We start from the raw sequence: 23,720 nt of genomic DNA, 5'->3' as shown, positions 1-23,720 counted from the left end.
GTCCCCCAGGACCACCGCGTTGCAGCACCATGGTTGTCACACCGCAGCCGGGCACAATGGGGAGTCATGATCCGATTCGAGCACGTCACCAAGAGGTACCCCGACGGCACCACGGCCGTGGACGACCTCTCCTTCGAGGTCGCGGAGGGTGAACTGGTCACGCTCGTCGGACCGTCCGGCTGCGGCAAGACCACCACCATGAAGATGGTCAACCGGCTCATCGAACCGACCGGCGGCCGGATACTCGTCGACGGCCGGGACATCGCGGAGAGCGACCCGGTCGAGTTGCGCCGTCGCATCGGCTACGTGATCCAGCAGGTCGGCCTCTTCCCGCACAAGACGGTCCTGGAGAACACCGCGACCGTCCCCCACCTCCTCGGCGTCAAAAGGGCCAAGGCCCGTGCCCGCGCCGCCGAACTGCTCGACCTGGTCGGCCTCGACCCGTCCGTGTACGGCGACCGCTACCCCGAGCAGCTCTCCGGCGGCCAGCGCCAGCGTGTCGGCGTGGCCCGGGCGCTCGCGGCCGACCCTCCGGTGCTGCTGATGGACGAGCCGTTCGGCGCGGTCGACCCGGTCGTGCGCGAGCATCTGCAGAACGAGTTCCTGAAGCTCCAGTCGCAGGTACGCAAGACGGTCCTGTTCGTCACCCACGACATCGAGGAGGCCGTTCGCCTCGGGGACCGTATAGCCGTCTACGGGCAGGGCAGGATCGAGCAGTTCGACGCCCCCGCCGCCGTCCTCGGCGCCCCGGCCACTCCCTACGTGGCCGACTTCGTCGGTGCCGACCGCGGACTCAAGCGGCTGTCCGTGACCCCCATCGAACCGGCCGACCTGGAGCAGCCGCCGGTCGTCCACCTCGACGACCCGCTCCCCCGCGACCTCGGAGCCCGCTGGGCCGTCGTCCTGGACGGCGACGACAACCTGCACGGCTGGATCTCCGCCGAGCACGCCCGGCAGCACGGCTCCGTGCGCGACCACGCCCGCCGGATGGAGGCCTGGCTGCCGGTCGGCGCCTCGCTCAAGCAGGCATTCTCCACGATGCTCCAGCACGACGCGGGCTGGATCGCGGTGATCGACAAGGAGGAACGGGGCCGGTTCCTCGGCGTCCTCACCCCGGCCCGGCTGCACGAAGCGCTGCGCCGCTCGATCGACGCCGACGCGCAGGACATCGCCCGGGCCGAGGTCGCCCTGGAGACCATCGCGACGGTCCCGCCCGCGGCCGGCGACAAGAGGCCCGGCGTCAGGAAGCACGGAGACAGGCAGCCCGGCGCCACGCCGTCCCCCGGCGTCGAGAACCCCGGCGTCGAGAGGCCCGGCGTCACGAAGGGCTGAGCCGGCTGCCGAGCCACTCCAGGGCGGGCGGGATCTCACGCCGCCAGGTGTTGAAGTTGTGCCCGCCGCTGTCCAGCACGATGGACGACACCCGCGCCGGCGCCTTCACCTTGCTGACGAAGGCCCGCGTCCCCGTGAGGTTCCCCTCGCCCTGCCGGGACGTGGTGACGAGGAACGACGACCTGCCCTGCGGCAGATGGTCCAGGCTCCACAGCAGATCCGCCCGCCGGCGCTCCCGGTCGTCGCCGTGGAAGAGGTCTCCGGTCGTCGGATCCTCCGCCGCCTTGTAGTACGCGGACAGCCCGACGCCCGCCGAGAACCGCTCCGGATGGTGCAGCGCGATCTTCAGCGCGCAGTAACCGCCCGTGGAGTTGCCGATGATGCCCCAGTTGCGCGGGTGCGAACCCACCCGGTAGGTCTCGGACACGGCCTTCGGCAGGTCCTCGGCGAAGAACGTCTCGGCCCTGGGGCCGCCGGGGACGTCCACACACTCGGTGTCCCGCGGCGGCGCGACCGTCGGCCGCAGCATCACCAGGACCATCGGCTGCGTCCGCCCCTCCCGGGCCTGCTCGAAAGCGGTCCGCGGATATCTCAGACCCTTGAGCAGGTTCTCCGCCGTCCCCGGATATCCGGTCAGCACGACGGCGGCCGGAAATTCCCGGTCCCGGTGTTCCGTACGGAAGTACTCAGGCGGCAGATAGACATACGCCGGGCTGTCGATCCCCGAACGTTCCCCGGACACCACCACTTTGTGGATCTGGCCGCTCGCCGACGGCCGCCCGCTTCCCGGCACGCCCTCCGGCTTCCGCTTCGAAACCACCTTTACGTGGGTGCCCGCCGAATGGTCCACGACCACACCCATGTCCTGCTGCTGCCCGAAGAGGTCGGCCCAGGAGCCGTAGAAGAGGAAGGAGTTGTTGGCCGCGAGGCCCACGGCTGCGAACAGCGACAGCTGGGTGGCGAGCAGCAGACCGACCCTGCCGGCCACCGCACGCGCACCGCGCCGTGCCAGTCGCGGCCACAGCCACACGGTGGCGGCGAACAGCAGCACTGCCGCCGCCACCGCCAGGGCCAGGACTTTGTTGCTGGTCAGACCCATGAACGGAGGTGCCTTCCCCTGAACGAATTTCCGGATGCGGATGAACCCCCCTCCCCGAAGTCCCGTCCTAGAGGGCGCGAATCACCCGGGCCGACCGACCTGTGGCCTTGGCACGGAATATCATCCGCAATCACGGGAAATCACGGGAAGCGATGTCTGCAACGGTAGATGGGGACACATCACGATCGGTTCCGGATCGGGTACGCCGCATGCTGCGCGGACCACGGCCCGAGGCCGTCCCGGCCCTCGTCGGCACGGCCTGCACGGTCGTCGGGCTGATCGACATCGCGGCCGGGATCTTCCCCCGCTTCCGGCACAGCCGGATGCACACGATCGCCGAGGTGCTGCCCGGCGCCACCGGCCCGTTCGCCGCCGCCCTCTCCCTGAGCGCGGGCATGCTGCTGCTCCTGCTCGCCCACGGGATCAAACGCCACAAGCGCCGTGCCTGGCGGGCTGCGGTCCTGCTGCTGCCCGCCGGAGCCGTCGCGCAGTTCGTCTACCGCCACTCCGTCGTCGGCGTGCTGCTCTCCCTCACACTGCTGGTGCTGCTGCTGCGCCACCGCGGCGAGTTCGCCGCGCTGCCCGACCCGCGCAGCCGCTGGCGTGCCCTCGCCAACTTCGTCCTGATGAGCGCCGGTTCGCTGGCCCTCGGCCTGGTGATCGTCAGCGCCCACCCCGGCCGGACCGTCGGCAACCCCGGGCTCACCGACCGCCTGGAGCACGTCATCTACGGGCTGTTCGGCTTCGAGGGCCCCCTCAGGTACTCCGAGGGCGTCTCCTGGACGGTCGCCTACTGCCTCGGCGCGCTCGGTCTGCTGACCGCCGTCACCACCGTCTACCTCGCCTTCCGTCCCGAACACCCGGCCGCCCGCCTCACGCACGACGACGAGCGCCGGCTGCGCGACCTGCTCGCCGTCCACGGCGGCCGCGACTCGCTCGGCCACTTCGCCCTCCGCCGCGACAAGGGCGTCGTCTTCTCCCCCAGCGGCAAGGCCGCCGTCTGCTACCGCGTCGTCTCCGGCGTGATGCTCGCGAGCGGTGACCCCGTCGGCGACGTCGAGGCCTGGCCCGGCGCCATCGAACGCTTCATGGACGAGGCGAAGGCGCACTCCTGGACGCCGGCGGTGATGGGCTGCTCCGAGACCGGCGGCGAGGTCTGGACCCGCGAGACCGGGCTCGACTGTCTGGAACTCGGCGACGAGGCGGTGGTGGACGTCGCGGATTTCTCCCTGGCCGGGCGCGCGATGCGGAACGTGCGCCAGATGGTGAAGCGCATCGAACGGGGCGGCTACCGCACCCGCGTACGCCGCGCCCGTGACCTCACCGACGACGAGATCCGGCAGATCCGCCGCGCCGCAGCCGACTGGCGGGGCACCGACACCGAGCGCGGGTTCTCCATGGCACTGGGCCGCATCGGCGACCCCGCCGACGGCGACGCCGTGATCGCCACCGCGCACAAGGACGACGACGGTACGGGAACGTCCCCGTACGGCGATCTGAGGGCCGTCATCCACTTCGTCCCCTGGGGCACGGACGGCATGTCGCTGGAGCTGATGCGCCGTGACCGGTCCGCCGACCCCGGCATGAACGAACTGCTGATCGTCGCCGCTCTCCAGGCCGCGCCCGCCCTCGGCGTCGAGCGGGTCTCCCTCAACTTCGCGATGTTCCGCTCCGCGCTGGCCCGGGGCGAGAAGATCGGCGCGGGCCCGGTGCTGCGGATGTGGCGCGGGCTGCTCGTGTTCCTCTCCCGCTGGTTCCAGATCGAATCCCTGTACAAGTTCAACGCCAAGTTCCGGCCACGCTGGGAGCCGCGTTTCGTCGTGTTCCCCCACACCCGCGATCTGCCCCGTATCGGCTTCGCCGCGATGCAGGCCGAGGGTTTCGTCAACCTCTCGCTGCCCCGGCCCTTCGCCCGCCGCCGCGCCCCACGCGCTCCCCGGCCCTGCGCCCACCTGGCCCGTCGGCCGGAGACCCACGAGCCCCGCGCGGCGTAGCGCCCGCACGCCGGGCGGGCCCTGCCCGGGTCCGTACAAGCCCTAGGGTGGGGCCATGAGTACGTTGCGCGGACGGGGCACGGCCGACGGCCTGCCCGAGTGGGATCGCTGTGCGGTCATGGGAGTCGTCAATGTGACGCCGGACTCCTTCTCCGACGGCGGCCGCTGGTTCGACACCACGGCCGCGATCAAGCGCGGTCTCGACCTGGTCGCCCAGGGCGCCGACCTGATCGACGTCGGCGGCGAGTCCACCCGGCCCGGCGCCAGCCGGGTCGACGAGGACGAGGAACTCCGCCGGGTCGTCCCCGTCGTGCGGGGACTCGCCTCCGAAGGCGTCACCGTCTCCGTCGACACCATGCGCTCCGGCGTCGCCGAGCAGGCGGTCGCGGCGGGCGCGGTACTCGTCAACGACGTCAGCGGCGGCCTCGCCGACCCCCGGATGGTCCCGGTCGTGGCAGCGACGGGCTCCCCGTTCGTGGTGATGCACTGGCGCGGCTTCAGCGAGGACATGAACAGCCGCGCCGTCTACCAGGACGTGGTCGCGGAGGTCGTCGCGGAGCTGCGCGCCCGTATGGAGGCCGTCGTCGAGGGCGGCGTCGCGCCCGAGCGCATCGTGATCGACCCGGGCCTCGGCTTCGCCAAGCAGGCCGAGCACGACCTGGCCCTCGTCGCCCACATCGCCGAGCTGCGCGCCCTCGGCCGGCCCGTGCTCGTGGCCGCCTCCCGCAAGCGCTTCCTGGGCCGCGTACTGGCCAGGGACGGCGCTCCTCCGCCCGCCCGTGAACGGGACGCCGCCACCGCCGCGGTCTCGGCCATCTCCGCCCACGAGGGCGCCTGGGCGGTCCGGGTGCACGAGGTACGGGCCACGGCCGACGCCGTACGGGTCGCGCGAGCCGTCGAGGGCGCCCGGTGAGCCTGACCGACACGGAGCTTGTGGAGCAGGCCAACACGGCCTTCTACGAGACGATGGAACGCGGCGACTTCGACGAGCTCTCCGACCTCTGGCTGGACGACGACATCTCATGCATCCACCCCGGCTGGCCGGTCCTGACGGGCCGCGGCGAGGTTCTCCGCTCCTACGCGCTGATCATGGCGAACACGGAATACATCCAGTTCTTCCTCACCGACGTGAAGGTGAGCGTGGCCGGTGACACGGCACTGGTCACCTGTACGGAGAACATCCTCAGCGGCGGACCCGCGGAGGAAGGCGGCGAGCTGGGGCCGCTCGTCGGACAGCTCGTGGTCGCCACCAATGTGTTCCGCCGCACACCCGACGGCTGGAAGGTCTGGTCGCACCACGGATCGCCCGTTCTGACGGAAACGGACGGCGAAGAGGACGAGAACAGCCCCTCGTAAGTGGGTAAGGGCCCAGCAGAGGGGTTCGCCGCCGCCTCTCCCTGGGTATACGCGGCTACCAGTCCCACGTGAGCCGCCCTCGGCCCCCGTGGGCACGTCATGTCGGTGCGCGCAGGTAGATTCGAACGCGGGCACCACGCCATCCGCATGTGGCCACGTGCCCGAGGACCTACAGAAGCAGGAGTGATTCGCGTGGATCGTGTCGCGCTGCGCGGCCTCAAGGCTCGCGGGCACCACGGCGTCTTCCCCAAGGAGCGAGACGAGGGCCAGACCTTCATCGTCGATCTGGTGCTCGGCCTGGACACCCGCCCCGCGGCGGCCGACGACGACCTGTCGAAGACCGTCCACTACGGCGTGGTGGCGGAGGAGGTCGTCGCCGTCGTCGAGGGCGAACCGGTCGACCTGATCGAGACGCTGGCGGAGCGGATCGCCCAGGTGTGCCTCAAACACGACACCGTCGAGGAGGTCGAGGTGGTGGTGCACAAGCCGGACGCCCCGATCACGGTGCCCTTCGACGACGTCACCATCACGATCACCCGGAGCCGAGTATGAACCAGGCAGCAAGCGACCCGACCGTGCAGCCGGTGCCGTCCTCCGTCACGGAGCAGGTCGATGCCGCCGACGTCACTCTGTCCAACCCCAAGGACGCCGTGATCTCCCTCGGCTCCAACCTCGGCAACCGGCTGGAGACCCTGCAGGGCGCCATCGACGCGCTCGAGGACACCCCCGGTCTGCGGGTGAAGGCCGTCTCCCCCGTCTACGAGACGGAGCCATGGGGTGTCGACCCCGGCAGCCAGCCGTCGTACTTCAACGCGGTGGTCGTGATCAGGACGACGCTTCCGCCGTCCTCCCTCCTCGAGCGCGGCCAGGCCATCGAGGAAGCCTTCGAACGCGTCCGCGAGGAACGCTGGGGTCCGCGCACCATCGACGTCGACATCGTCGCGTACGCGGACGTGGTGTCGGACGACCCCGAGCTCACGCTGCCGCACCCCCGCGCGCACCAGCGCGCGTTCGTCCTCGCCCCGTGGCACGACGTGCAGCCCGAGGCGCAGCTGCCGGGCCGCGGCGCGGTGGCCGAGCTGCTGGCCGGTGTGGGCGTCGCCGGTGTCCAGCCGCGTGGTGACCTGGAACTGCGCCTGCCCGAGTAGTCGTTAGGCTCGTACCGGACGACGGTCGCGCACGGCGGTCGTGACGCCGGGAACGACAGGCGAGAGTGACAGGCGAAGGGCGGCTTACTCGGTGAAGCAACTACGGCTCGGTGTGCTGGCCGGTCTCTTCGCCGCGGCAGGGGTGCTGTCCTGGGGCGGCGCCCGCCTGTGGGACTCACTGGGCACGCTGCCGAGCGTGCCGCTGGCCGCGCCGATCGTGCTGGCGGCCATCGCGGCCGTTCTCGCCGCGACCGCGCTCTCGATCCGGGCCCGCCTGCGCGCCCAGCGCGAGCGCCGCCCGGGCGCCAAGGGCGTCGAGCCGCTGATGGCCGCGCGTGCGGTGGTCTTCGGCCAGGCCAGCGCGCTGGTGGCGGCGCTGGTGAGCGGCATGTACGGCGGTACGGGGGTGTTCCTGCTGGGCTCGCTCGACGTCCCCGCCCGCCGCGACCAGGCGATCTACGCCGGGTTCGCGGTGGTGGCCGGCATCGCGGTCATCGCGGCGGCGATCTTCCTCGAGCGGGTCTGCAAGCTCCCCGAGGACGGCGACGACGAGAACGGCGGCGGCACGGCCCGGGCACTCTGAGTCCGGGCCGTGCGCTCACCAGGGCGCCCGCGCCAGGTGACCGTTGACGAGAAGGCTCGGATGTGGGTCCAGCGGCCCTCTCCGCCGTCCGCGTGCCGTCAAGGGTCCACAACCCTCAGCGTATCGACGACCACGGACAGTTCCGGCTATCGCGCCACTATCAGGCTCATCGCCTCTGCGCGCGTGGTGGCGTCCCGCAGCTGTCCTCGGACCGCCGACGTGGTGGTCTTGGCACCCGGCTTGCGGATGCCCCGCACCGACATGCACATGTGCTCCGCCTCGATGACAACGATCGCCCCGCGGGCCTCCAGGATCTTCATGAGCGAGTCGGCAATCTGCGTGGTCAGTCTTTCCTGGACCTGCGGCCGACGGGCGTAGACATCCACGAGGCGCGCCAACTTCGACAGGCCAGTGATCTTTCCGGACTCCGCCGGGATGTACCCCACATGTGCCACGCCGTGGAACGGGAGCAGGTGATGCTCGCAAAAGCTGACCAGTTCGATGTCCTTGACCAGCACCATCTCATCGTGCCCGAGGTCGAACGTTGTCGTCAGGACCTCCTCGGGCTCTTGTCGCATCCCGGCGAGAAGCTCCCTGTACGCCCGCGCCACCCGCGCCGGCGTCTCGCGCAGTCCTTCGCGGTCCGGGTCCTCGCCGACCGCGATGAGCAGCTCACGGACGGCGTTCTCCGCCCGCTTCTCATCGAACTCGGCGATGAAGCCTTCGCTGTCCAGCGTCACCGGGTCGGTCATCTTTGCTGCCTCGTTCCTCTGCTCCGACGTGGCGCGAAAACGCCGCATCTCCCAGGCTAGAACCTGGGAGACGCGGCGTTCATTCCGGGGCGGGACACCCCGCTGCGGCATATTGCCTGGTCAGGCTTCCGGACGCTCCTCGGGGACCGGCTCCGCGGGGGCCTTGGTGACATCGGTCACCGCAGCCGCCGTCGAGGCCGCACCGTTGGCGGCGCCGTTGGTCAGGGCCAGCTCCTTGGGCGAGAGCACCGGCGGACGCGTGGAGGGCGTACGCCGCGAGGAGCCGGTCCACGCCGGGCGGGCCGGGCGCTTCACGATCGGCGCGAAGATCTCGGCGATCTCCTCCTTGCCGAGGGTCTCCTTCTCCAGAAGCTGGAGGACCAGGTTGTCGAGGACGTCGCGGTTCTCGACGAGGATCTCCCACGCCTCGTTGTGCGCGGTCTCGATGAGCTTCTTGACCTCCTCGTCGACCAGCGCCGCGACCTCTTCCGAGTAGTCGCGCGGGTGCGACATCTCGCGGCCCAGGAACGGCTCGGTGTTGTCACCGCCGAACTTGATCGCGCCCAGCCGCTCGGTCATGCCGTACTGGGTGACCATCGCGCGTGCCGTGGCGGTGGCCTTCTCGATGTCGTTCGCCGCGCCCGTGGTCGGGTCGTGGAAGACCAGTTCCTCGGCCGCGCGCCCGCCCAGCATGTACGCGAGCTGGTCGAGCATTTCGTTGCGCGTGGTCGAGTACTTGTCCTCGTCCGGGAGCACCATCGTGTAGCCGAGGGCCCGGCCGCGGGACAGGATGGTGATCTTGTGGACCGGGTCGGAGTTGGGTGAAGCCGCCGCGACCAGGGCGTGACCGCCCTCGTGGTACGCGGTGATCTTCTTTTCCTTGTCGGACATGATCCGGGTCCGCTTCTGCGGGCCGGCCACGACGCGGTCGATCGCCTCGTCCAGGGAGTGGTTGTCGATCAGCTTCCGGTCGCTGCGCGCGGTGAGGAGCGCGGCCTCGTTCAGCACGTTCGACAGGTCGGCGCCGGTGAAGCCGGGGGTGCGCCGGGCGACGGCACCCAGGTCGACGTCCGGGGCGACCGGCTTGCCCTTCTGGTGGACCTTGAGGATCTCCAGACGGCCCTGCATGTCCGGGCGGTCGACGGCGATCTGCCGGTCGAAGCGGCCGGGGCGCAGCAGCGCCGGGTCGAGGATGTCGGGCCGGTTGGTGGCGGCGATCAGGATGACGCCGCCCTTCACGTCGAAGCCGTCCATCTCGACGAGCAGCTGGTTCAGCGTCTGCTCGCGCTCGTCGTGGCCACCGCCCAGACCCGCACCACGGTGCCGGCCGACGGCGTCGATCTCGTCGACGAAGACGATCGCCGGGGCATTCGCCTTGGCCTGCTCGAAGAGGTCACGGACCCGGGAGGCACCGACACCGACGAACATCTCGACGAAGTCGGAACCGGAGATCGAGTAGAACGGCACGCCCGCCTCGCCGGCGACGGCGCGGGCGAGCAGCGTCTTGCCCGTACCGGGCGGGCCGTAGAGCAGCACGCCCTTCGGGATCTTGGCGCCGACGGCCTGGAACTTGGCCGGCTCCTGGAGGAACTCCTTGATCTCGTGGAGCTCCTCGACGGCCTCGTCGGACCCCGCCACGTCCGAGAACGTCGTCTTCGGGGTGTCCTTGGTGATCAGCTTGGCCTTGGACTTCCCGAAGTTCATGACACGGGAGCCGCCGCCCTGCATCTGGTTCATCAGGAAGAGGAAGACCACGACGATCAGTACGAAGGGCAACAGGGAGAGCAGAACCGAGACGAACGGGCTCTGCTTCGACGGCGAGACCGTGTAGCCGTCCTCGATCGCACCGGCCTCGAACTTGTCCTGCAGCGTGTCGGCCAGGTCGGCACCCTGGGTGCCGATGTAGCTGGCCTGGACCTTGCTGCTGTTGTCGACCTTCTGGCCCTCCTTGAGCTCGATCTTGATGATCTGCTCGTCACCAGTGGTCAGTTTTGCCTGCTTGACCTGGTCTTTTTCGATCGCCTGGACGACCTCGCCGGTGTCAACCGTCTTGTAGCCGCCGGACGAGCCGACAACCTGCATCAGCACGACCACGGCGAGGACGGCCAGCACGATCCACATGACCGGCCCACGGAAGTATCGCTTCACGTCCATCCATACGGGGCGGTGTCGCCCCGTCCCTCCTGCCCGTAGGTAAATGCTGCTGTGAGAAAAGACAACTGTTCTTCGGACGGTACCTCAGCATGGCCACCGGCGACCGCCTTCCCTTGCTCCAACGGCGGAAAGGCGGGCTTGGTTCCCCGGCGGGCCGGTGCTTCAGCCTCCGTAGACGTGTGGGGCCAGTGTGCCCACGAACGGAAGGTTCCGGTACTTCTCCGCGTAGTCGAGGCCGTAGCCGACGACGAACTCGTTCGGGATGTCGAAGCCGATCCACTTCACGTCGATCGCGACCTTGGCCGCGTCGGGCTTCCGCAGCAGCGTGCAGACCTCGAGTGAGGCCGGCTCGCGGGAGCCCAGGTTGGACAGGAGCCACGACAGGGTGAGTCCCGAGTCGATGATGTCCTCGACGATCAGGACGTGCTTGCCCTTGATGTCGGTGTCCAGGTCCTTGAGGATGCGCACCACACCTGACGACTGGGTGCCCGCGCCGTACGAGGACACGGCCATCCAGTCCATCGTGACGGGAGAGGACAGCGCGCGCGCCAGGTCCGCCATCACCATCACCGCGCCCTTGAGGACTCCGACGATGAGCAGGTCCTTGCCCGCGTACTCTGCGTCGATCTTCGCGGCCAGCTCGATGAGCTTCGCGTCGATCTCTTCCTTGGTGATGAGCACCGACTGAAGGTCGGTGCCCATGTCCTTCTCGTTCACCCGCGTCGCTTTCTCTCGGCGGTTCAGCCTTGCCGAATGACCAGTCTGCCACCCTGGCGTCGTGCCTGGACCCGGCCGGGCAGGTTGATGGCCCCCTGACCGCGCCATCCGGTGATGAGCCGGTCGACCTCTTCGACGTGCCGGGCGAAGAGCGACCCGGCGGGCGCACCGGCCCTGATCACGGCGCGGCGCAGGACCCTGCGCCGGACGGCGGGGGGCAAAACGTAGAGCTTGGCGCAGTCCAGCATGCCGCTCTCGTCGCGTACGGAGGCGTCCGCGTCGGCGGCCCAGCTGTCGAGGGCGTCGGCGTCGTCGCGGGAGAGCTGGGCGGTGCGGGCGAGGGCTTCGACGACGCCTTTGCCGAGCGCCTTCTCCAGGGCGGGGAGGCCTTCGTGGCGCAGGCGGGAGCGGGTGTACGCGGGGTCGGCGTTGTGCGGGTCGTCCCAGACGGGCAGCGCCTGGACCATGCAGGCCTTGCGGGCGGTCTGCCGGTCGATCTGCAGGAAGGGGCGGCGGTAGCGGCCTGCGGGCCCCGAGACGGCGGCCATCCCGGACAGCGAGCGGATGCCGGAGCCGCGGGCGAGTCCGAGGAGGACGGTCTCCGCCTGGTCGTCGCGGGTGTGTCCGAGCAGCACGGCGGCTGCGCCGTGGCGCTCCGCGGCCTCGTCGAGTGCCGCGTACCGGGCGTCGCGGGCCGCGGCCTCGGGGCCGCCTTCGCGGCCGACCTGGACGGCCACGGTCTCGACGGGGTCCAGTCCGAGGGCGGTGAGGCGTGCGGCGACCTCGTCGGCGCGCCCGGCGGAGCCGTCCTGCAGGCCGTGGTCGACGGTGATGCCGCCGGCGCGGACGGACAGTTTGCGGGCCTCGAAGGCGAGAGCGGAGGCGAGCGCCATGGAGTCGGCTCCGCCGGAGCACGCCACGAGGACGAGCGGCGGTTCGCCCGCGGGAGCCGGGCCCGGGGCGGAGTGCGCGAAGCGGGCTGCCTGTTCCGTGTGATCGGTGAGTACGTCGTGGAGTACGCGGCGGACCGCCAGGCGTATCGCCGCGACCGCAGGATGGGGACCCATGTCCGGTGCCCTTCGTGAACGGTTCGGGAGGGGGAGGGTGTCTCGGTCGAGTCGGGACGATCAGGAACGGCCAGAGGACGAAGATCGCCACTCCAAGAGCAGTCACTCAGAGTGCGTCGATGGTGACAGAACCGAGCCAATACCCGAGCATTGCACGCCTATCCACAGCCCACGGTCCCTCGGACGGGTGATTGATGGGGCTTCCTTCTGCCGCCACACGTCCGCATTTCGCAGTTCTCCTCTACGGTGCGCCCTCCCCCTTCCGGTGCACCCTCGCGACCCAGTCCGCCGGTTTGGCGATCTCCGCCTTGGTGGGGAGCGTGTTCGGCGAGGTCCAGACCCGGTTGAAGCCGTCCATGCCGACCTCCTCGACCACGGCGCGTACGAAGCGCTCGCCGTCGCGGTACTGGCGCAGCTTGGCGTCGAGGCCGAGCAGCTTGCGCAGGGCCAGATCGAGCCGGCCGGCCCCCCGCGCCCTGCGCTGCTGGAACTTCTCCCGGATCTCCGCGACCGACGGCACGACCGCGGGGCCTACGCCGTCCATGACGAAGTCGGCGTGGCCTTCGAGCAGGGACATCACCGCGGTCAGCCGGCCGAGGATCTCGCGCTGGGCGGGGGTCTGCACGATCTCGACGATCGAGTGGCCGCCCTCGTCCTGTTCGCCCTCCGGACGTGCCCCGGCGAGCGACTGGGCGGCCTCACGGAGCCGCTCGAGCACGGTCATCGGGTCCGTGTCGGTCTCGCTGAGGAACGACTGGATCTCGCTCTGGAGGTGGTCGCGCAGCCACGGCACGCCGGTGAACTGGGTGCGGTGGGTCTCCTCGTGGAGGCAGACCCAGAGCCGGAAGTCGTGCGGATCGACCTCGAGTTCCCGTTCGACGTGGACGACGTTGGGGGCGACCAGCAGCAGCCGTCCGCCGCCGTTGCCGTCGATGTCGGCCGGGTCGCCGGCGGGCAGGTCCCGGGCGGCCGGGGCGAAGGTCTCGTACTGGCCCAGGACTCGGGACGCCAGGAAGGACAGCAGCATTCCCAGCTCGACGCCGGTCACCTTGCCGCCGACGGCCCCGAGCACGGCGCCGCCGGGGCCGCCGGGGCGGCGTTCCTGCATCTTGTCCAGCAGGGGCCGGAGCAGTTCGCGGAAGCCTGCGACGTTCGCCTTGACCCAGCCGGCGCGGTCCACGACGAGGACGGGCGTGTCCCGTGGCACCGCGCCTGCCGGAATCATCCGGGTGTACTCCCGGACGTGTTCCTCCGAGGCCTTGGCATGCCGGCGCAGTTCTGCGACGACCGCGCGCGCCTCGTCCCGGCTCACCTCGGGACCGGGCCGCACGAAGCGGGTCGCGGTCGCCACGGCGAGGTTCCAGTCGACCATCTCGGCACCACCGATGCTCGTCATGCGTCAACCGTACGTTCTCGACCGCGGGTGCGGAGAGGTGTTGCCGGCCGCCGGTCCGCCCGGTGGCCGGCGGCCCCGACCGGGCGGCTCAGGACACGAGGGCGCCCGCCAGGCGGTCGAGGGCGGGCTGTGCGTCGTACGGGGAGGGTGTTCCGGAGGCCAGGAACGCGAAGCCGAGGAGTCGGCCGCCCGGGGCAACGACGGTCCCGGCCAGGGCGTTGATGCCGGTGAGGGTGCCTGTCTTGGCGCGGACCAGGCCGGTGCCGGCGGAGGTGTCGGACCAGCGGTGTTCGAGGGTTCCGCTGAAGCCGGCGACGGGGAGTCCGGTGAGGATCGGCCGCAGTTCGGGGTGGGCGGCGTCGGCGGCGCGGGCCAGGAGGCTGGTGAGCAGCGCGGCGGACACCCTGTCGCGGCGGTTCAGGCCGCTGCCGTCGGCGAACCGGGTGCCGGTCAGCGGCAGCTGGAGCCGCTTCAGCTGCCGGGTGACGGCGCGTTCCGCGCCCGCGAAGGACGCCTTCTCGCCGGTGGCCAGGGCGGTCTGCCGGGCGAGGGCCTCGGCGATGTCGTTGTCGCTGGTGGTGAGCATCCGCTCGACGACCGACGACAGGGGCCGGGAGAGCACCTGGGCGAGGGGCACGGCGTCCGCGGCGGCCCGGCCGGGGACGGGCGTGCCGGTGCGGACTCCGCGTTCGGCGAGCAGCTGTCCGAAGACGCGGGCGGCTTCGCCCGCCGGGTCGGCGCTGCGGGTGGCCGCCCCGGTGGTGCGCTCGTCGAGGCGGCCCTGCCCGACCATGAGGGCGCTGACGGGGGCGATGTTGCCGTTGGGGCCGACGGGGTGCTGGGCGGGGCCCTGGTAGAGGGAGGCGTCGTACTGGAGCCGGATCTTCGTGGCGGACTGCACGTCCTCGGCGGCCGGTTCGCCGTCGTCGGCGGCGGGCCGGTTCTCCCGCAGGGCCCGTGCGGTCCGCTCGGCCAGTTCGCCGAGGCGTGCGCGGTCGAGGGTGGCGTCACCGCCGCCGACGAGCGTGATCCTCCCGGCGCCCGGAACCGCGACGACCGTGGTGGGGATGCGGTGGTGGGGCCCGAGCGCGGTGAGCGCGGCGGCGGCCGTGGCGATCTTGACGGTGGACGCGGGGACCATGGGGGTCTCGGCCCGCTCGCCGTACAGCCGCTCGCCGGTGGTGAGGTCGATGACGCAGGCGGCGGGCGCCGGGCCGAGGCCGGGGTCGGCGAGCAGCGGGCCGAGGATCTCCGGCAGGCCGCCGGGTGCGGCCGGTTCCTTCGCGGTCACGGTCCGCGGGCCGCCCAGGGCCGTGAGGACGGGAACCGCGCTGGGCGCGGGGGCGGGCCGCTTCGGGGCGGACGGTTCGTGATGTGCACCACCCGCGGGGCTGTGGGCAACCACGCGGTCCCTCTCGGCCTTACGCTGACCCGAGTCCCAAGGCCCCGCCGCGGCCACCGCCCCGGCGGCGAGGGTGAGGCCGACCACGGCAGCACCTGCTGCAAGCTGCCACGTCCTGACCATCGGCACCTCGCACCAGCCCCTTTCGCGATCACTCATGTGCGTGAGGGACACTTAATCACCAGTACAGCGTCTTGCTATGTGTTTGATCATGGAGGAGCCACCCGTGGAGTTCGACGTCACCATCGAGATCCCGAAGGGTTCGCGGAACAAGTACGAGGTGGACCATGAGACCGGTCGGATCCGCCTGGACCGTCGACTCTTCACCTCGACCAGCTACCCGGCCGACTACGGCTTCGTCGAGAACACCCTCGGCGAGGACGGCGACCCGCTGGACGCGCTGGTCATCCTTGACGAGCCGACCTTCCCGGGCTGCCTCATCAAGTGCCGCGCCATCGGCATGTTCCGCATGACCGACGAGGCCGGCGGCGACGACAAGCTGCTGTGCGTGCCCGCGTCCGACCCGCGTGTGGAGCACCTGCGGGACATCCACCACGTGTCCGAGTTCGACCGCCTCGAGATCCAGCACTTCTTCGAGGTCTACAAGGACCTGGAGCCCGGCAAGTCCGTCGAGGGCGCCGACTGGGTCGGCCGTGCCGAGGCCGAGGCCGAGATCGAGGCCTCCTTCAAGCGCCTCGAGGCGCAGGGCGGCGCGCACTGACGCCGTACCACTGAACACTCCGCCGCGGGCGGGACACCTCCGGTGTCCCGCCCGCGGTCGCATGTCTCCTCATGAGCGTGCCCATACTGGGCAGAAGCGCCGACCGAGGGACGGTACGCAAGGGAGAGCGAGGACGACGAGTGGTGGCGGAGCCCGAGGGGCCGGAAGACCGGAAACCTCAGTCCGACGAGGCGCACAGTGCGTTCACCCCTCCGGCGGGGATGGAGCAGCCGGAAGCGCCCGAGGAGGACCACCCGAGCTCAGAGTTCGCTGTTCCTCAGGGCCTGGCGCCCGAGCCGCCCGCCGAGCCGGAGGGCTCCGCGTTCGCGCCGCCGCGCACCTACAGCGCGCGCACTTCGCCGCCGGCCTTCACCCCGGCGCACGGCATTCCCGCCCTGCGGATCACCAAGGACGCGCCTTGGCAGGACCGGATGCGCGCCATGCTGAAGATGCCGGTGGGCGAGCGGCCGGTGCCGGAGACGCCGCAGCGGCACGACGAGGCCGGTCCGGCCGTGCCCCGCGTGCTCGACCTGACCCTGCGTATCGGGGAGCTGCTGCTGGCGGGCGGTGAGGGGGCGGAGGACGTCGAGGCGGCGATGTTCGCCATCTCCCGTTCGTACGGGCTGGACCGCTGCGAGCCGACGGTCACCTTCACCCTCCTGTCGGTCAGCTACCAGCCGTCGCTGGTCGACGACCCGGTGACCGCCAGCCGGACCGTGCGGCGGCGCGGTACCGACTACACGCGGCTGGCGGCGGTGTACCGGCTGGTCCACGACATCAGCGTCGAGGAGTCGGACGTCTCGCTGGAGGAGGCGTACCGGCGGCTGGCCGAGATCCGCCGTAACCGTCACCCCTATCCCGGGTGGGCGCTCACGCTGGCCGGCGGGCTGCTGGCCGGGTCGGCGTCGGTGCTGGTCGGTGGTGACGTGGTGGTGTTCCTCGCCGCCGCGGTCAGTGCGATGCTCGGCGACCGCCTGGCCTGGCTGTGCGCGGGGCGCGGGCTGCCGGAGTTCTACCAGTTCGTGGCGGCGGCGATGCCGTCGGCGGCCATGGGCGTGGCGCTGTCGCTCTCGCCACTGGAGCTGCGGGCCTCCGCGGTGATCACCGGTGGGCTGTTCGCGCTGATCCCGGGGCGGGCGCTGGTCGCCGGGGTGCAGGACGGGCTGACCGGTTTCTACATCACGGCGGCCGCGCGTCTGCTCGAGGTCGGCTACCTCGTGGTGGCCATCGTGGTGGGCGTGCTGTCGGTGCTCTATCTGGGCATCGTGCTGGACGCGGGGCTCAGTCCGGAGACGGCGATCCACAGTGTGCCGCGGCCGGTCCCACAGACGCTGGCAGCGATGGGGCTGTCGCTGTGCTTCGCCGTGATGCTCCAGCAGGAGCGCAGCACGGTCGCGCTGGTCACCTTCAACGGCGGCGTGGCCTGGGTCGTCTACGGTGCGCTCGCGGACGTCGGCAGGGTCTCCCCGGTCGCCGCGACGGCGGCCGCGGCGGGTCTGGTGGGACTGTTCGGGCACATGCTCTCGCGGTACCGGTTCGCCTCCGCGCTGCCGTACGTGACGGCAGCCATCGGCCCACTGCTGCCCGGTAGTGCGACGTACTTCGGTCTGCTGGAAATCGCCCGCGGCAACACCAACGACGGTCTGACGTCGTTGAGCAAGGCGGCCGCCCTGGCGCTGGCCATCGCGATCGGGGTGAACCTGGGTGGTGAGATCGCCCGGCTGTTCCTGCGGGTCCCGGGTGTCACCGGGGCGCTGCCGGGCGCGGAGACGCCGGGCGGACGCCGCGCGGCCAAGCGGACGCGCGGCTTCTAGCCGACCGCCACTGCGGTGTCCCTCAGCCGGCGGCTGAGGCAGTCCGGCTGCCGGTGCGCGAGCCGGCCGGCCGCTCAGGTCAGCACGAGTCCGACCCCGATCAACAGGGCCGAGCCCGCCAGTGCCGCTACCAGAAAGAGAGTGCGCCGGCCGACGCCGCGGAGGCGGAGAGCAAGGGCCAACGGGCCGACAGGCGGAATGTTGTTGTTCAAGGCGACCTCCTCGACGATCTCGATGCCGGACCGGGTGCGCTCGGAGGTTGCGGGGCGTTCTGGCGCAGGGCGTCCCGCAGCCGCAGCAGCTCGCGGCGGTGGGAGTGCGCCCGGACCAGGACGAGTGCCGCGGCCCCGATGAGGGCGACACCCGCAAGGGCGGTCGCCAGGGCCCCGGCGGTGGTGGCGCGTGCCGCCGCCAGGGCCGTCCCCGCGGCGCCGGTCACCACGGTGACCGCGAGCGCGAGCCGGGCCCCCAGCACCCGGTCCCGGGCGAAGAGCGGTTTGCGCCTGCTCAGGATCCAGCCGGCGAAGGCGGCCCAGGCCAGCCCGACGGCGATCAGTCCGGCGAAGGCGGCCCGGGTGCGTACCGGAAGCGGGTGCGGCTCGGTGGCCCACAGCACCGCGATCAGTGCCGCCCCGCACCCTCCCGCCAGTCCCACCGCCACATGGCGCATTCGGGAGCCCAGCGAGACCTCCGCGGCCAGCGCGCGCTCCAGTTCCTCGGGGACGCCCCGCCGAGGGGCGGGGTCGTGCTCTCTCATGCCTCGTATCCCCTCTCGACAAGGATGCTCCGCAGCATGCGGCGCGCACGGTACAACCTGCTCTTCACCGTGCCGGGCGGTACGCCGAGCACCTCGGCGCAGACGGCCAGAGGCAGATCCTGGAGGTGGAAGAGGATCAACGCCTCGCGTTCCAGGGGCGGCAGTCCGGTGAGGCCGGCCTCGATCTGCATCGTGGTCAGCACGCCACCGAGGGCGTCGCCGTCATCGACGACGGCGCCCGCGTCCTCCATGGACGTTTCCGGGGCCCGGTACGCCTGCCGCAAGTGATCGGCGACTGCCCGCCGGGCGATGGTGAACAGCCACGGGGCGAACCGCTCCGGCTGCCGCAGCCGCGGCAGCCCGCGCATCACGGCGACCCACGTCTCCTGGGCGAGGTCGTCCGCGAGGCCGGGTGAGCCGACCATGCCCAGCAGGTAGCGCCGAACGGGGGCGTGCCACTCGCACACCAGCTCACGGAGGGCTTCCCGCTCCCCGAGCCGGCAGCGCACCACCAGCAGCGCGTCGTGTGGCCTGTCGCCGCTCACCGCACCCCCCTGTCCCGACTGTCCCGCTTCATGTGTCACCGGGACAGTCGGTGTGGGGGGCGGAAGAGGTTCACTGGGGCCCGAGCGACAGGTCAGGACCGGAGCCTTCTGCGATCGGAGGCGAGACGGGGGCAGGGAGCCGGGGCACCGGCCGCAGGTACGTCAGCGCTTGGCGTGACGGCCGCCGCGCGGGGACGACGGCGGGATCTCGGTGTCGGCGGCGGCGGACGCGGCGGCCGCCTTCTTGTTCTTGGAGCGGGCCCGCAGGAACTCGACGACGATCGGGAGGACCGAGATCAGGACGATCAGGATCAGGATCGCCTCGATGTTCTTGTGGACGAAGTCGACCTTGCCGAGCGCGGCGCCGAGCAGGGTGACGCCGGCTCCCCACAGGACACCGCCGATGATGTTGAACGTGACGAAGGAGCGGTAGTTCATCCGGCTCACACCGGCGATGATCGGCGTGAACGTGCGCACGATGGGCACGAAGCGGGCCAGCACCAGCGACTTGGGGCCGTACTTCTCGAAGAACTCGTGCGCCTTCTCCACGTTCTCCTGCTTGAAGAGTCTGGAGTCGGGGCGCTTGAAGAGGGCGGGGCCGACCTTGCGGCCGAAGAGGTAGCCGACCTGGTCACCGATGACCGCGGCGAGCACCACGAGGGTGCAGACCAGCCACAGCGGCTGCTTGATCACGTCGGTGGTCACCAGGAGCCCCGTGGTGAACAGCAGCGAGTCGCCGGGGAGGAAGAACCCGATCAGCAGACCGGACTCGGCGAAGACGATGACCAGCACGCCGATCAGTCCGAAGGTGGTGATCAGGTAGTCCGGGTCGAGCCAGCTCGGTCCGAGCGCAAGGGTGTTCACGAGGTCCGGGCTCCTGTGGGTGATAGTCATCGGCATGGGGACGGCTGCCCAAAGCTATCAACGCCTGCGGAAGGCGCCGCGTTCCACCGTCCGCGCGCGCGATGCCCGCGGACGCAGGGCCACGGGGCCGTTTCGCACCGTGGGCCTCACCCGTCGCGCCGGCACCCGGGCGGGCCCAGGCTCCCCGTGGGCCCGCTCGTGCCGCCACGGGGCCCGCGGGCGGGCCCCGGGGCCCGCCCGCGGGCCCGGCTCAGAGGTGCCGGACCGCGTTCGCGAGGATCGCCTCCCGCTCGTAGGCCGCGAGGCCCGGCCTCGCCTGGTCGATGTTGCGGGTGAACCGCTCGTCCGCGACGTACATCTCGGCGAGGCCGGTGTGGATCTCGTACGTGCAGTCGTAGTGGTTGCGGCTGAGCCACTGGCGGTGCTCCTCCGCCGCGTCCATCGCGGCCTCGGACTCCGGCTCCTCACCGGCCTCCATCAGCGCGACGAAGCGGCGGGTGATCTCGTCGGCCTCGCGCTGGATGCGCTGCCAGTCCTCCTTCGTGTACGACGCCGCACGGCGCCGGGACTCCTCGTAGGCGTCGGTGCCGCCCCAGCGCCGCTCGGTCTCCTCCGCGTACTCGTCGGGGTCGAAGTCACCGAAGACCTCGAACTTCTCCTCGGGCGTGAGGTTGATGCCCATCTTCTTCGCCTCCATGGCTCGCTCCACGGCGGCGGCCATCTCCTGCAGCTTGGTGATCCGGGCGGAGAGCAGCTCGTGCTGCCGCGCCAGGTGGGCCCGCGGGTCCACGTCAGGGTCGTCCAGGAGTGCCGCCACCTCTTCGAGGGGAAAGCCGAGCTCCCGGTAGAACAGGATCTGCTGGAGCCGGTCGAGGTCGGCGTCGTCGTACCGCCGGTGCCCCGATCCGCTCCGCCCGCTCGGGCGCAGCAGTCCGATCTCGTCGTAGTGGTGCAGGGTGCGCACCGTGACTCCGGCGAATCGGGCGACCTGTCCCACGGACCAGCTCATCGCCTTCACTCCTTCGTTTCCGTGACGAACCCAGCGTGCTGCCTCACGTTGCGTGAGGTGCAAGCCCGTATCAGCCTGAGACCTATGGCACTCCACCAGGGCACCACCGGTACCGAGGACCACGAGCCGGAGCAGCGCAGGCTGTCGGTCAACCCCTTCTTCGGCCTCGCCGACCCGGTCGGCCGGATGACGTCGGCCCCGCCCACGCACCGGCTCCCGGACGGCCCCATGCCGCCTCCCACCGCGTATCAGCTGGTGCACGACGAGCTGATGCTCGACGGCAACTCCCGGCTCAACCTCGCCACATTCGTCACCACCTGGATGGAGGGGCAGGCGACGGATCTGATGGCGGAGTGCCGCGACAAGAACATGATCGACAAGGACGAGTACCCGCGTACGGCCGAGCTGGAGCGGCGCTGTGTGGCCATGCTCGCCGACCTGTGGCACGCGCCGGACCCCACCGCCGCGGTCGGCTGCTCGACGACCGGGTCGAGCGAGGCGTGCATGCTCGCCGGGATGGCGCTCAAGCGCCGCTGGACGAACCGGAACGCCGACCGGTACCGGGGCGGGGCCCGCCCCAATCTGGTCATGGGCGTCAATGTGCAGGTGTGCTGGGACAAGTTCTGCAACTTCTGGGAGGTCGAGGCGCGGCTCGTGCCGATGGAGGGCGACCGCTTCCACCTCGATCCGCAGGCCGCGGCCGAGCTGTGCGACGAGAACACCATCGGTGTGGTGGCGGTGCTCGGCTCGACCTTCGACGGTTCGTACGAGCCGGTGGGCGAGGTCTGTGCCGCGCTGGACGCCCTCCAGAAGCGCACGGGTCTCGACATCCCCGTCCATGTCGACGGCGCGTCGGGCGCGATGGTCGCCCCATTCCTCGACGAGGAGCTGGTCTGGGACTTCCGGCTGCCGCGGGTGTCCTCGATCAACACCTCCGGGCACAAGTACGGGCTGGTCTACCCGGGCGTGGGCTGGGCGCTGTGGCGTTCGCAGGAGGCGCTCCCCGAGGAACTCGTGTTCCGGGTGAACTACCTGGGCGGTGACATGCCGACCTTCGCCCTCAACTTCTCCCGCCCCGGCGCGCAGGTGGTGGCGCAGTACTACACCTTCCTGCGGCTCGGGCGGCTGGGCTACCGCGCCGTCCAGCAGACGGCACGGGACGTCGCGACGGGGCTCGCCGAGCGGATCGGGGCGCTGGGCGACTTCCGGCTGCTGACCCGTGGGGACCAACTGCCCGTCTTCGCGTTCACGACCGCGCCCGGGGTGACGTCGTTCGACGTCTTCGACGTGTCCCGGCGGCTGCGGGAGAAGGGGTGGCTGGTGCCGGCGTACACCTTCCCGGCCAACCGGGAGGATCTCTCGGTGCTGCGGATCGTCTGCCGCAACGGGTTCTCGGCGGACCTGGCGGCGCTGCTGCTTGAGGATCTGCGCATGCTGCTGCCGGATCTGCGGCGCCAGGCGCACCCGGCGAGCGCGGAGCGGGAACCGGCCACGCCGTTCCACCACTGACGCCGAGCGACCAGCCGGTCCACGCCGCTCAGCGGGTGTCCCCCTCGTGCGGCTCACCCGTCGCGTACGGGTTCTCCTCGCCTTCCGCGAGCACCCCGACGAACGGCTCGCCCTCGCCCGCGAAGGTGTACGCCCCGGCCTCGATCCGCCGGATCAGGCCACGGGTCCACTCGGCGCCCCAGTCCGCGGACGAGACCCACATATTCATGATCTCGCCGATGTGCCCGAGCGACTCGGGCCCTTCCTCCGGCGTGTAGTACTCGGTGACCGAGGCGCGCCACTGCTCGATGCCGCGCACCCGCTGCTCGAGCAGCTCGACGGCTTCCGCCCGCGGCAGGTCGACGACGAAGCCGACGGCCGCGGAGAGCACGTCCATCTTCTCGTCGTATGCGGTCAGCGACTCGCGCAGCAGCTCGAAGTACGCCTCGGTGCCCTTCTCCGTGATCTCGTACTCGGTACGCGGCGGGCCGCCGGCCGTGGAGGGCGCGACCTCGTGCGCGTGCAGCAGTCCCTGCTTCGCCATCTGTTTGAGCGCGTGGTAGATCGAGCCGGGCTTGGCGTTCGACCACTCGTGGGCTCCCCAGTACTCCAGGTCGTTGCGTACCTGGTAACCGTGGGCCCGGCCGTGCTGGCGCACGGCGCCCAGGACCAGCAGGCGGATGGCAGACATCACCCGGCTTCCCTTCTATTCAACTTTGACTAGAGTATTCGTCATGACCGAGAGGACCATCCCGCTCCTGCCCTGCCGGACGATCCAGCCGGTGGTCGATTTCTACACCGCTCTGGGTTTCGGGACGACTTTCGTACAGCGCAGCCCCTACCCCTACGCGGTGGTCGAGCGCGGCCCCGTGCAGCTGCAGTTCTTCGGCATGAAACAGTACGACCCGGCGGAGTCCTATTCCGGCTGCTATGTCGTCACCGACGACGTCGACGCCCTCCACGCGACGTTCCGCGCCGGGCTCAAGGCGGCCTACGGCCGGATCCCCACCCGGGGGCTGCCGCGCATCGGCCCGCTGAAGGACATGTCGTACGGGATGCGGCAGTTCCTGATGACCGACCCGGGCGGCAACACCATCCGGGTCGGCCGGCCGGTCAGCGACGACCCGAGCCTGCGGCCGGTGCCCAGGGAGACGTTCGCCCGCGCACTGCATCTGGCCGATCTGTTCGCCGACTCCAAGCAGGATCTTCCGGGCGCGGCCAGGATCGTCGACCACGCGCTGGCGCAGGAGGGCGAGCGCCCCACCGCCGTGCAGCACCTGAGGCTGCTGGTCCTGCGCGCCGACGTCGCTCGGCGGCTCGGCGACGAACCCCTCGCCCGCCGGCTGCTCGAGCAGGCGGCGGCGCTGCGGCTCGGCGCCGGGGAGCGGGACGCCGCACAGGACGCCCTGGCCCGGCTGGCCGAGCTGCGGGCATGAGGCAGGTCTCCGGACCGGGCCCGGGCCATCCGCCCCGGCCGGCCCGGACCGGGCCTCCACTCCCGAGGCCTCGCCCCGGCCGGCCC

Annotated in this window: 23 protein-coding genes; 11 read left to right on the top strand and 12 right to left on the bottom strand. The window is 71.0% G+C overall.

The features are described from left to right. Nucleotides 1-66 precede the first annotated feature (66 nt). On the top strand, nucleotides 67-1,332 hold the full coding sequence (locus tag OGH68_RS20465) for an ABC transporter ATP-binding protein (protein ID WP_264246032.1): 1,266 nt from the start codon (nucleotides 67-69) through the stop codon (nucleotides 1,330-1,332). Here the strand turns inward: OGH68_RS20465 and OGH68_RS20460 are convergent. Then, nucleotides 1,319-2,431, bottom strand: a complete 1,113-nt coding sequence (locus OGH68_RS20460) for an alpha/beta hydrolase (protein ID WP_264246031.1) — start codon at nucleotides 2,429-2,431, stop codon at nucleotides 1,319-1,321. The genes OGH68_RS20465 and OGH68_RS20460 overlap by 14 nt on opposite strands. A 152-nt stretch (nucleotides 2,432-2,583) precedes the next feature. On the opposite strand from OGH68_RS20460, the gene OGH68_RS20455 reads away from it, so the two are divergent. The 6 genes from OGH68_RS20455 to OGH68_RS20430 all read left to right on the top strand — a co-directional run bounded on the left by OGH68_RS20455 (nucleotide 2,584) and on the right by OGH68_RS20430 (nucleotide 7,512). After that, nucleotides 2,584-4,425 carry a phosphatidylglycerol lysyltransferase domain-containing protein gene (locus OGH68_RS20455; protein WP_264246029.1) on the top strand — a complete coding sequence of 614 codons (1,842 nt, stop codon included), beginning with the start codon at nucleotides 2,584-2,586 and terminating at the stop codon, nucleotides 4,423-4,425. A gap of 55 nt (nucleotides 4,426-4,480) precedes the next feature. Next, nucleotides 4,481-5,338, top strand: a complete 858-nt coding sequence (gene folP, locus OGH68_RS20450; RefSeq protein ID WP_264246027.1) for a dihydropteroate synthase — start codon at nucleotides 4,481-4,483, stop codon at nucleotides 5,336-5,338. Then, entirely contained in the window at nucleotides 5,335-5,781 is a 447-nt protein-coding gene (locus OGH68_RS20445; RefSeq protein WP_264246025.1) for a nuclear transport factor 2 family protein, read from the top strand. The genes folP and OGH68_RS20445 overlap by 4 nt, the downstream gene beginning before the upstream one ends. A gap of 192 nt (nucleotides 5,782-5,973) precedes the next feature. After that, a complete protein-coding gene (gene folB / locus OGH68_RS20440) occupies nucleotides 5,974-6,333 on the top strand; it encodes a dihydroneopterin aldolase (RefSeq protein ID WP_413471011.1) in 360 nt (119 codons plus the stop codon). Further along, complete coding sequence (gene folK, locus OGH68_RS20435; RefSeq protein ID WP_264246021.1) at nucleotides 6,330-6,929, top strand: 2-amino-4-hydroxy-6-hydroxymethyldihydropteridine diphosphokinase; 600 nt, start codon at nucleotides 6,330-6,332, stop codon at nucleotides 6,927-6,929. The genes folB and folK overlap by 4 nt, the downstream gene beginning before the upstream one ends. Nucleotides 6,930-7,020: 91 nt before the next feature. After that, complete coding sequence (locus OGH68_RS20430; RefSeq protein ID WP_264246018.1) at nucleotides 7,021-7,512, top strand: DUF3180 domain-containing protein; 492 nt, start codon at nucleotides 7,021-7,023, stop codon at nucleotides 7,510-7,512. A 146-nt stretch (nucleotides 7,513-7,658) separates the two neighbouring features. On the opposite strand, the gene folE is transcribed toward OGH68_RS20430, so the two are convergent. The 6 genes from folE to dacB all read right to left on the bottom strand — a co-directional run bounded on the left by folE (nucleotide 7,659) and on the right by dacB (nucleotide 15,159). Continuing rightward, nucleotides 7,659-8,264, bottom strand: a complete 606-nt coding sequence (gene folE / locus OGH68_RS20425) for a GTP cyclohydrolase I FolE (RefSeq protein WP_264246016.1) — start codon at nucleotides 8,262-8,264, stop codon at nucleotides 7,659-7,661. Nucleotides 8,265-8,384: 120 nt separating this feature from the next. Beyond that, nucleotides 8,385-10,418: an ATP-dependent zinc metalloprotease FtsH gene (gene ftsH / locus OGH68_RS20420; protein ID WP_264246015.1), complete on the bottom strand. Its 2,034-nt coding sequence runs from the start codon at nucleotides 10,416-10,418 to the stop codon at nucleotides 8,385-8,387. A 162-nt stretch (nucleotides 10,419-10,580) separates the two neighbouring features. Beyond that, nucleotides 10,581-11,120 carry a hypoxanthine phosphoribosyltransferase gene (gene hpt / locus OGH68_RS20415; RefSeq protein ID WP_264250189.1) on the bottom strand — a complete coding sequence of 180 codons (540 nt, stop codon included), beginning with the start codon at nucleotides 11,118-11,120 and terminating at the stop codon, nucleotides 10,581-10,583. Between the two features lie 38 nt (nucleotides 11,121-11,158). After that, the gene (gene tilS, locus OGH68_RS20410) at nucleotides 11,159-12,202 is read right to left on the bottom strand and encodes a tRNA lysidine(34) synthetase TilS (RefSeq protein ID WP_264246013.1); all 1,044 of its coding nucleotides are present in this window, start codon (nucleotides 12,200-12,202) and stop codon (nucleotides 11,159-11,161) included. Between the two features lie 241 nt (nucleotides 12,203-12,443). After that, a complete protein-coding gene (locus OGH68_RS20405; RefSeq protein ID WP_264246011.1) occupies nucleotides 12,444-13,598 on the bottom strand; it encodes a zinc-dependent metalloprotease in 1,155 nt (384 codons plus the stop codon). A gap of 88 nt (nucleotides 13,599-13,686) precedes the next feature. Next, entirely contained in the window at nucleotides 13,687-15,159 is a 1,473-nt protein-coding gene (dacB, locus tag OGH68_RS20400) for a D-alanyl-D-alanine carboxypeptidase/D-alanyl-D-alanine-endopeptidase (protein WP_264246010.1), read from the bottom strand. 67 nt (nucleotides 15,160-15,226) lie between these two features. Between dacB and OGH68_RS20395 the strand changes: the two genes are divergently transcribed. Next, the gene (locus tag OGH68_RS20395; RefSeq protein ID WP_005314187.1) at nucleotides 15,227-15,721 is read left to right on the top strand and encodes an inorganic diphosphatase; all 495 of its coding nucleotides are present in this window, start codon (nucleotides 15,227-15,229) and stop codon (nucleotides 15,719-15,721) included. Nucleotides 15,722-15,861: 140 nt separating this feature from the next. After that, nucleotides 15,862-17,535: a threonine/serine ThrE exporter family protein gene (locus tag OGH68_RS20390; protein ID WP_264246007.1), complete on the top strand. Its 1,674-nt coding sequence runs from the start codon at nucleotides 15,862-15,864 to the stop codon at nucleotides 17,533-17,535. Nucleotides 17,536-17,743: 208 nt separating this feature from the next. On the opposite strand, the gene OGH68_RS20385 is transcribed toward OGH68_RS20390, so the two are convergent. From OGH68_RS20385 to OGH68_RS20370, 4 genes are all read right to left on the bottom strand, one after another. Beyond that, complete coding sequence (locus OGH68_RS20385; RefSeq protein WP_264246005.1) at nucleotides 17,744-18,292, bottom strand: transmembrane transport protein; 549 nt, start codon at nucleotides 18,290-18,292, stop codon at nucleotides 17,744-17,746. Next, nucleotides 18,289-18,837: an RNA polymerase sigma factor gene (locus tag OGH68_RS20380; protein WP_264246003.1), complete on the bottom strand. Its 549-nt coding sequence runs from the start codon at nucleotides 18,835-18,837 to the stop codon at nucleotides 18,289-18,291. Before OGH68_RS20380 ends, OGH68_RS20385 begins: the two co-directional genes overlap by 4 nt. 162 nt (nucleotides 18,838-18,999) lie before the next feature. Beyond that, on the bottom strand, nucleotides 19,000-19,701 hold the full coding sequence (locus OGH68_RS20375) for a DedA family protein (RefSeq protein ID WP_264246000.1): 702 nt from the start codon (nucleotides 19,699-19,701) through the stop codon (nucleotides 19,000-19,002). 250 nt (nucleotides 19,702-19,951) lie between these two features. Continuing rightward, nucleotides 19,952-20,710: a MerR family transcriptional regulator gene (locus OGH68_RS20370; RefSeq protein WP_264245998.1), complete on the bottom strand. Its 759-nt coding sequence runs from the start codon at nucleotides 20,708-20,710 to the stop codon at nucleotides 19,952-19,954. 84 nt (nucleotides 20,711-20,794) lie between these two features. Here OGH68_RS20370 and OGH68_RS20365 point away from each other — a divergent pair, with 84 nt between their 5' ends. Next, nucleotides 20,795-22,219 carry a glutamate decarboxylase gene (locus OGH68_RS20365; protein WP_264245996.1) on the top strand — a complete coding sequence of 475 codons (1,425 nt, stop codon included), beginning with the start codon at nucleotides 20,795-20,797 and terminating at the stop codon, nucleotides 22,217-22,219. Nucleotides 22,220-22,247: 28 nt separating this feature from the next. Here OGH68_RS20365 and OGH68_RS20360 read toward each other — a convergent pair whose 3' ends face one another. Then, on the bottom strand, nucleotides 22,248-22,889 hold the full coding sequence (locus OGH68_RS20360) for a PadR family transcriptional regulator (protein WP_264245993.1): 642 nt from the start codon (nucleotides 22,887-22,889) through the stop codon (nucleotides 22,248-22,250). 43 nt (nucleotides 22,890-22,932) lie between these two features. Between OGH68_RS20360 and OGH68_RS20355 the strand changes: the two genes are divergently transcribed. Then, nucleotides 22,933-23,634: a bleomycin resistance protein gene (locus tag OGH68_RS20355; protein WP_264245990.1), complete on the top strand. Its 702-nt coding sequence runs from the start codon at nucleotides 22,933-22,935 to the stop codon at nucleotides 23,632-23,634. The last annotated feature ends 86 nt before the right edge of the window (nucleotides 23,635-23,720 follow it).

Origin of the sequence: Streptomyces peucetius (assembly GCF_025854275.1) — a bacterium.
GTDB classification, from domain to species: Bacteria; Actinomycetota; Actinomycetes; order Streptomycetales; family Streptomycetaceae; genus Streptomyces; species Streptomyces peucetius_A.
Note: the sequence above shows the minus strand (reverse complement) of the source record. Positions and strands in the feature narration are given on the sequence as shown.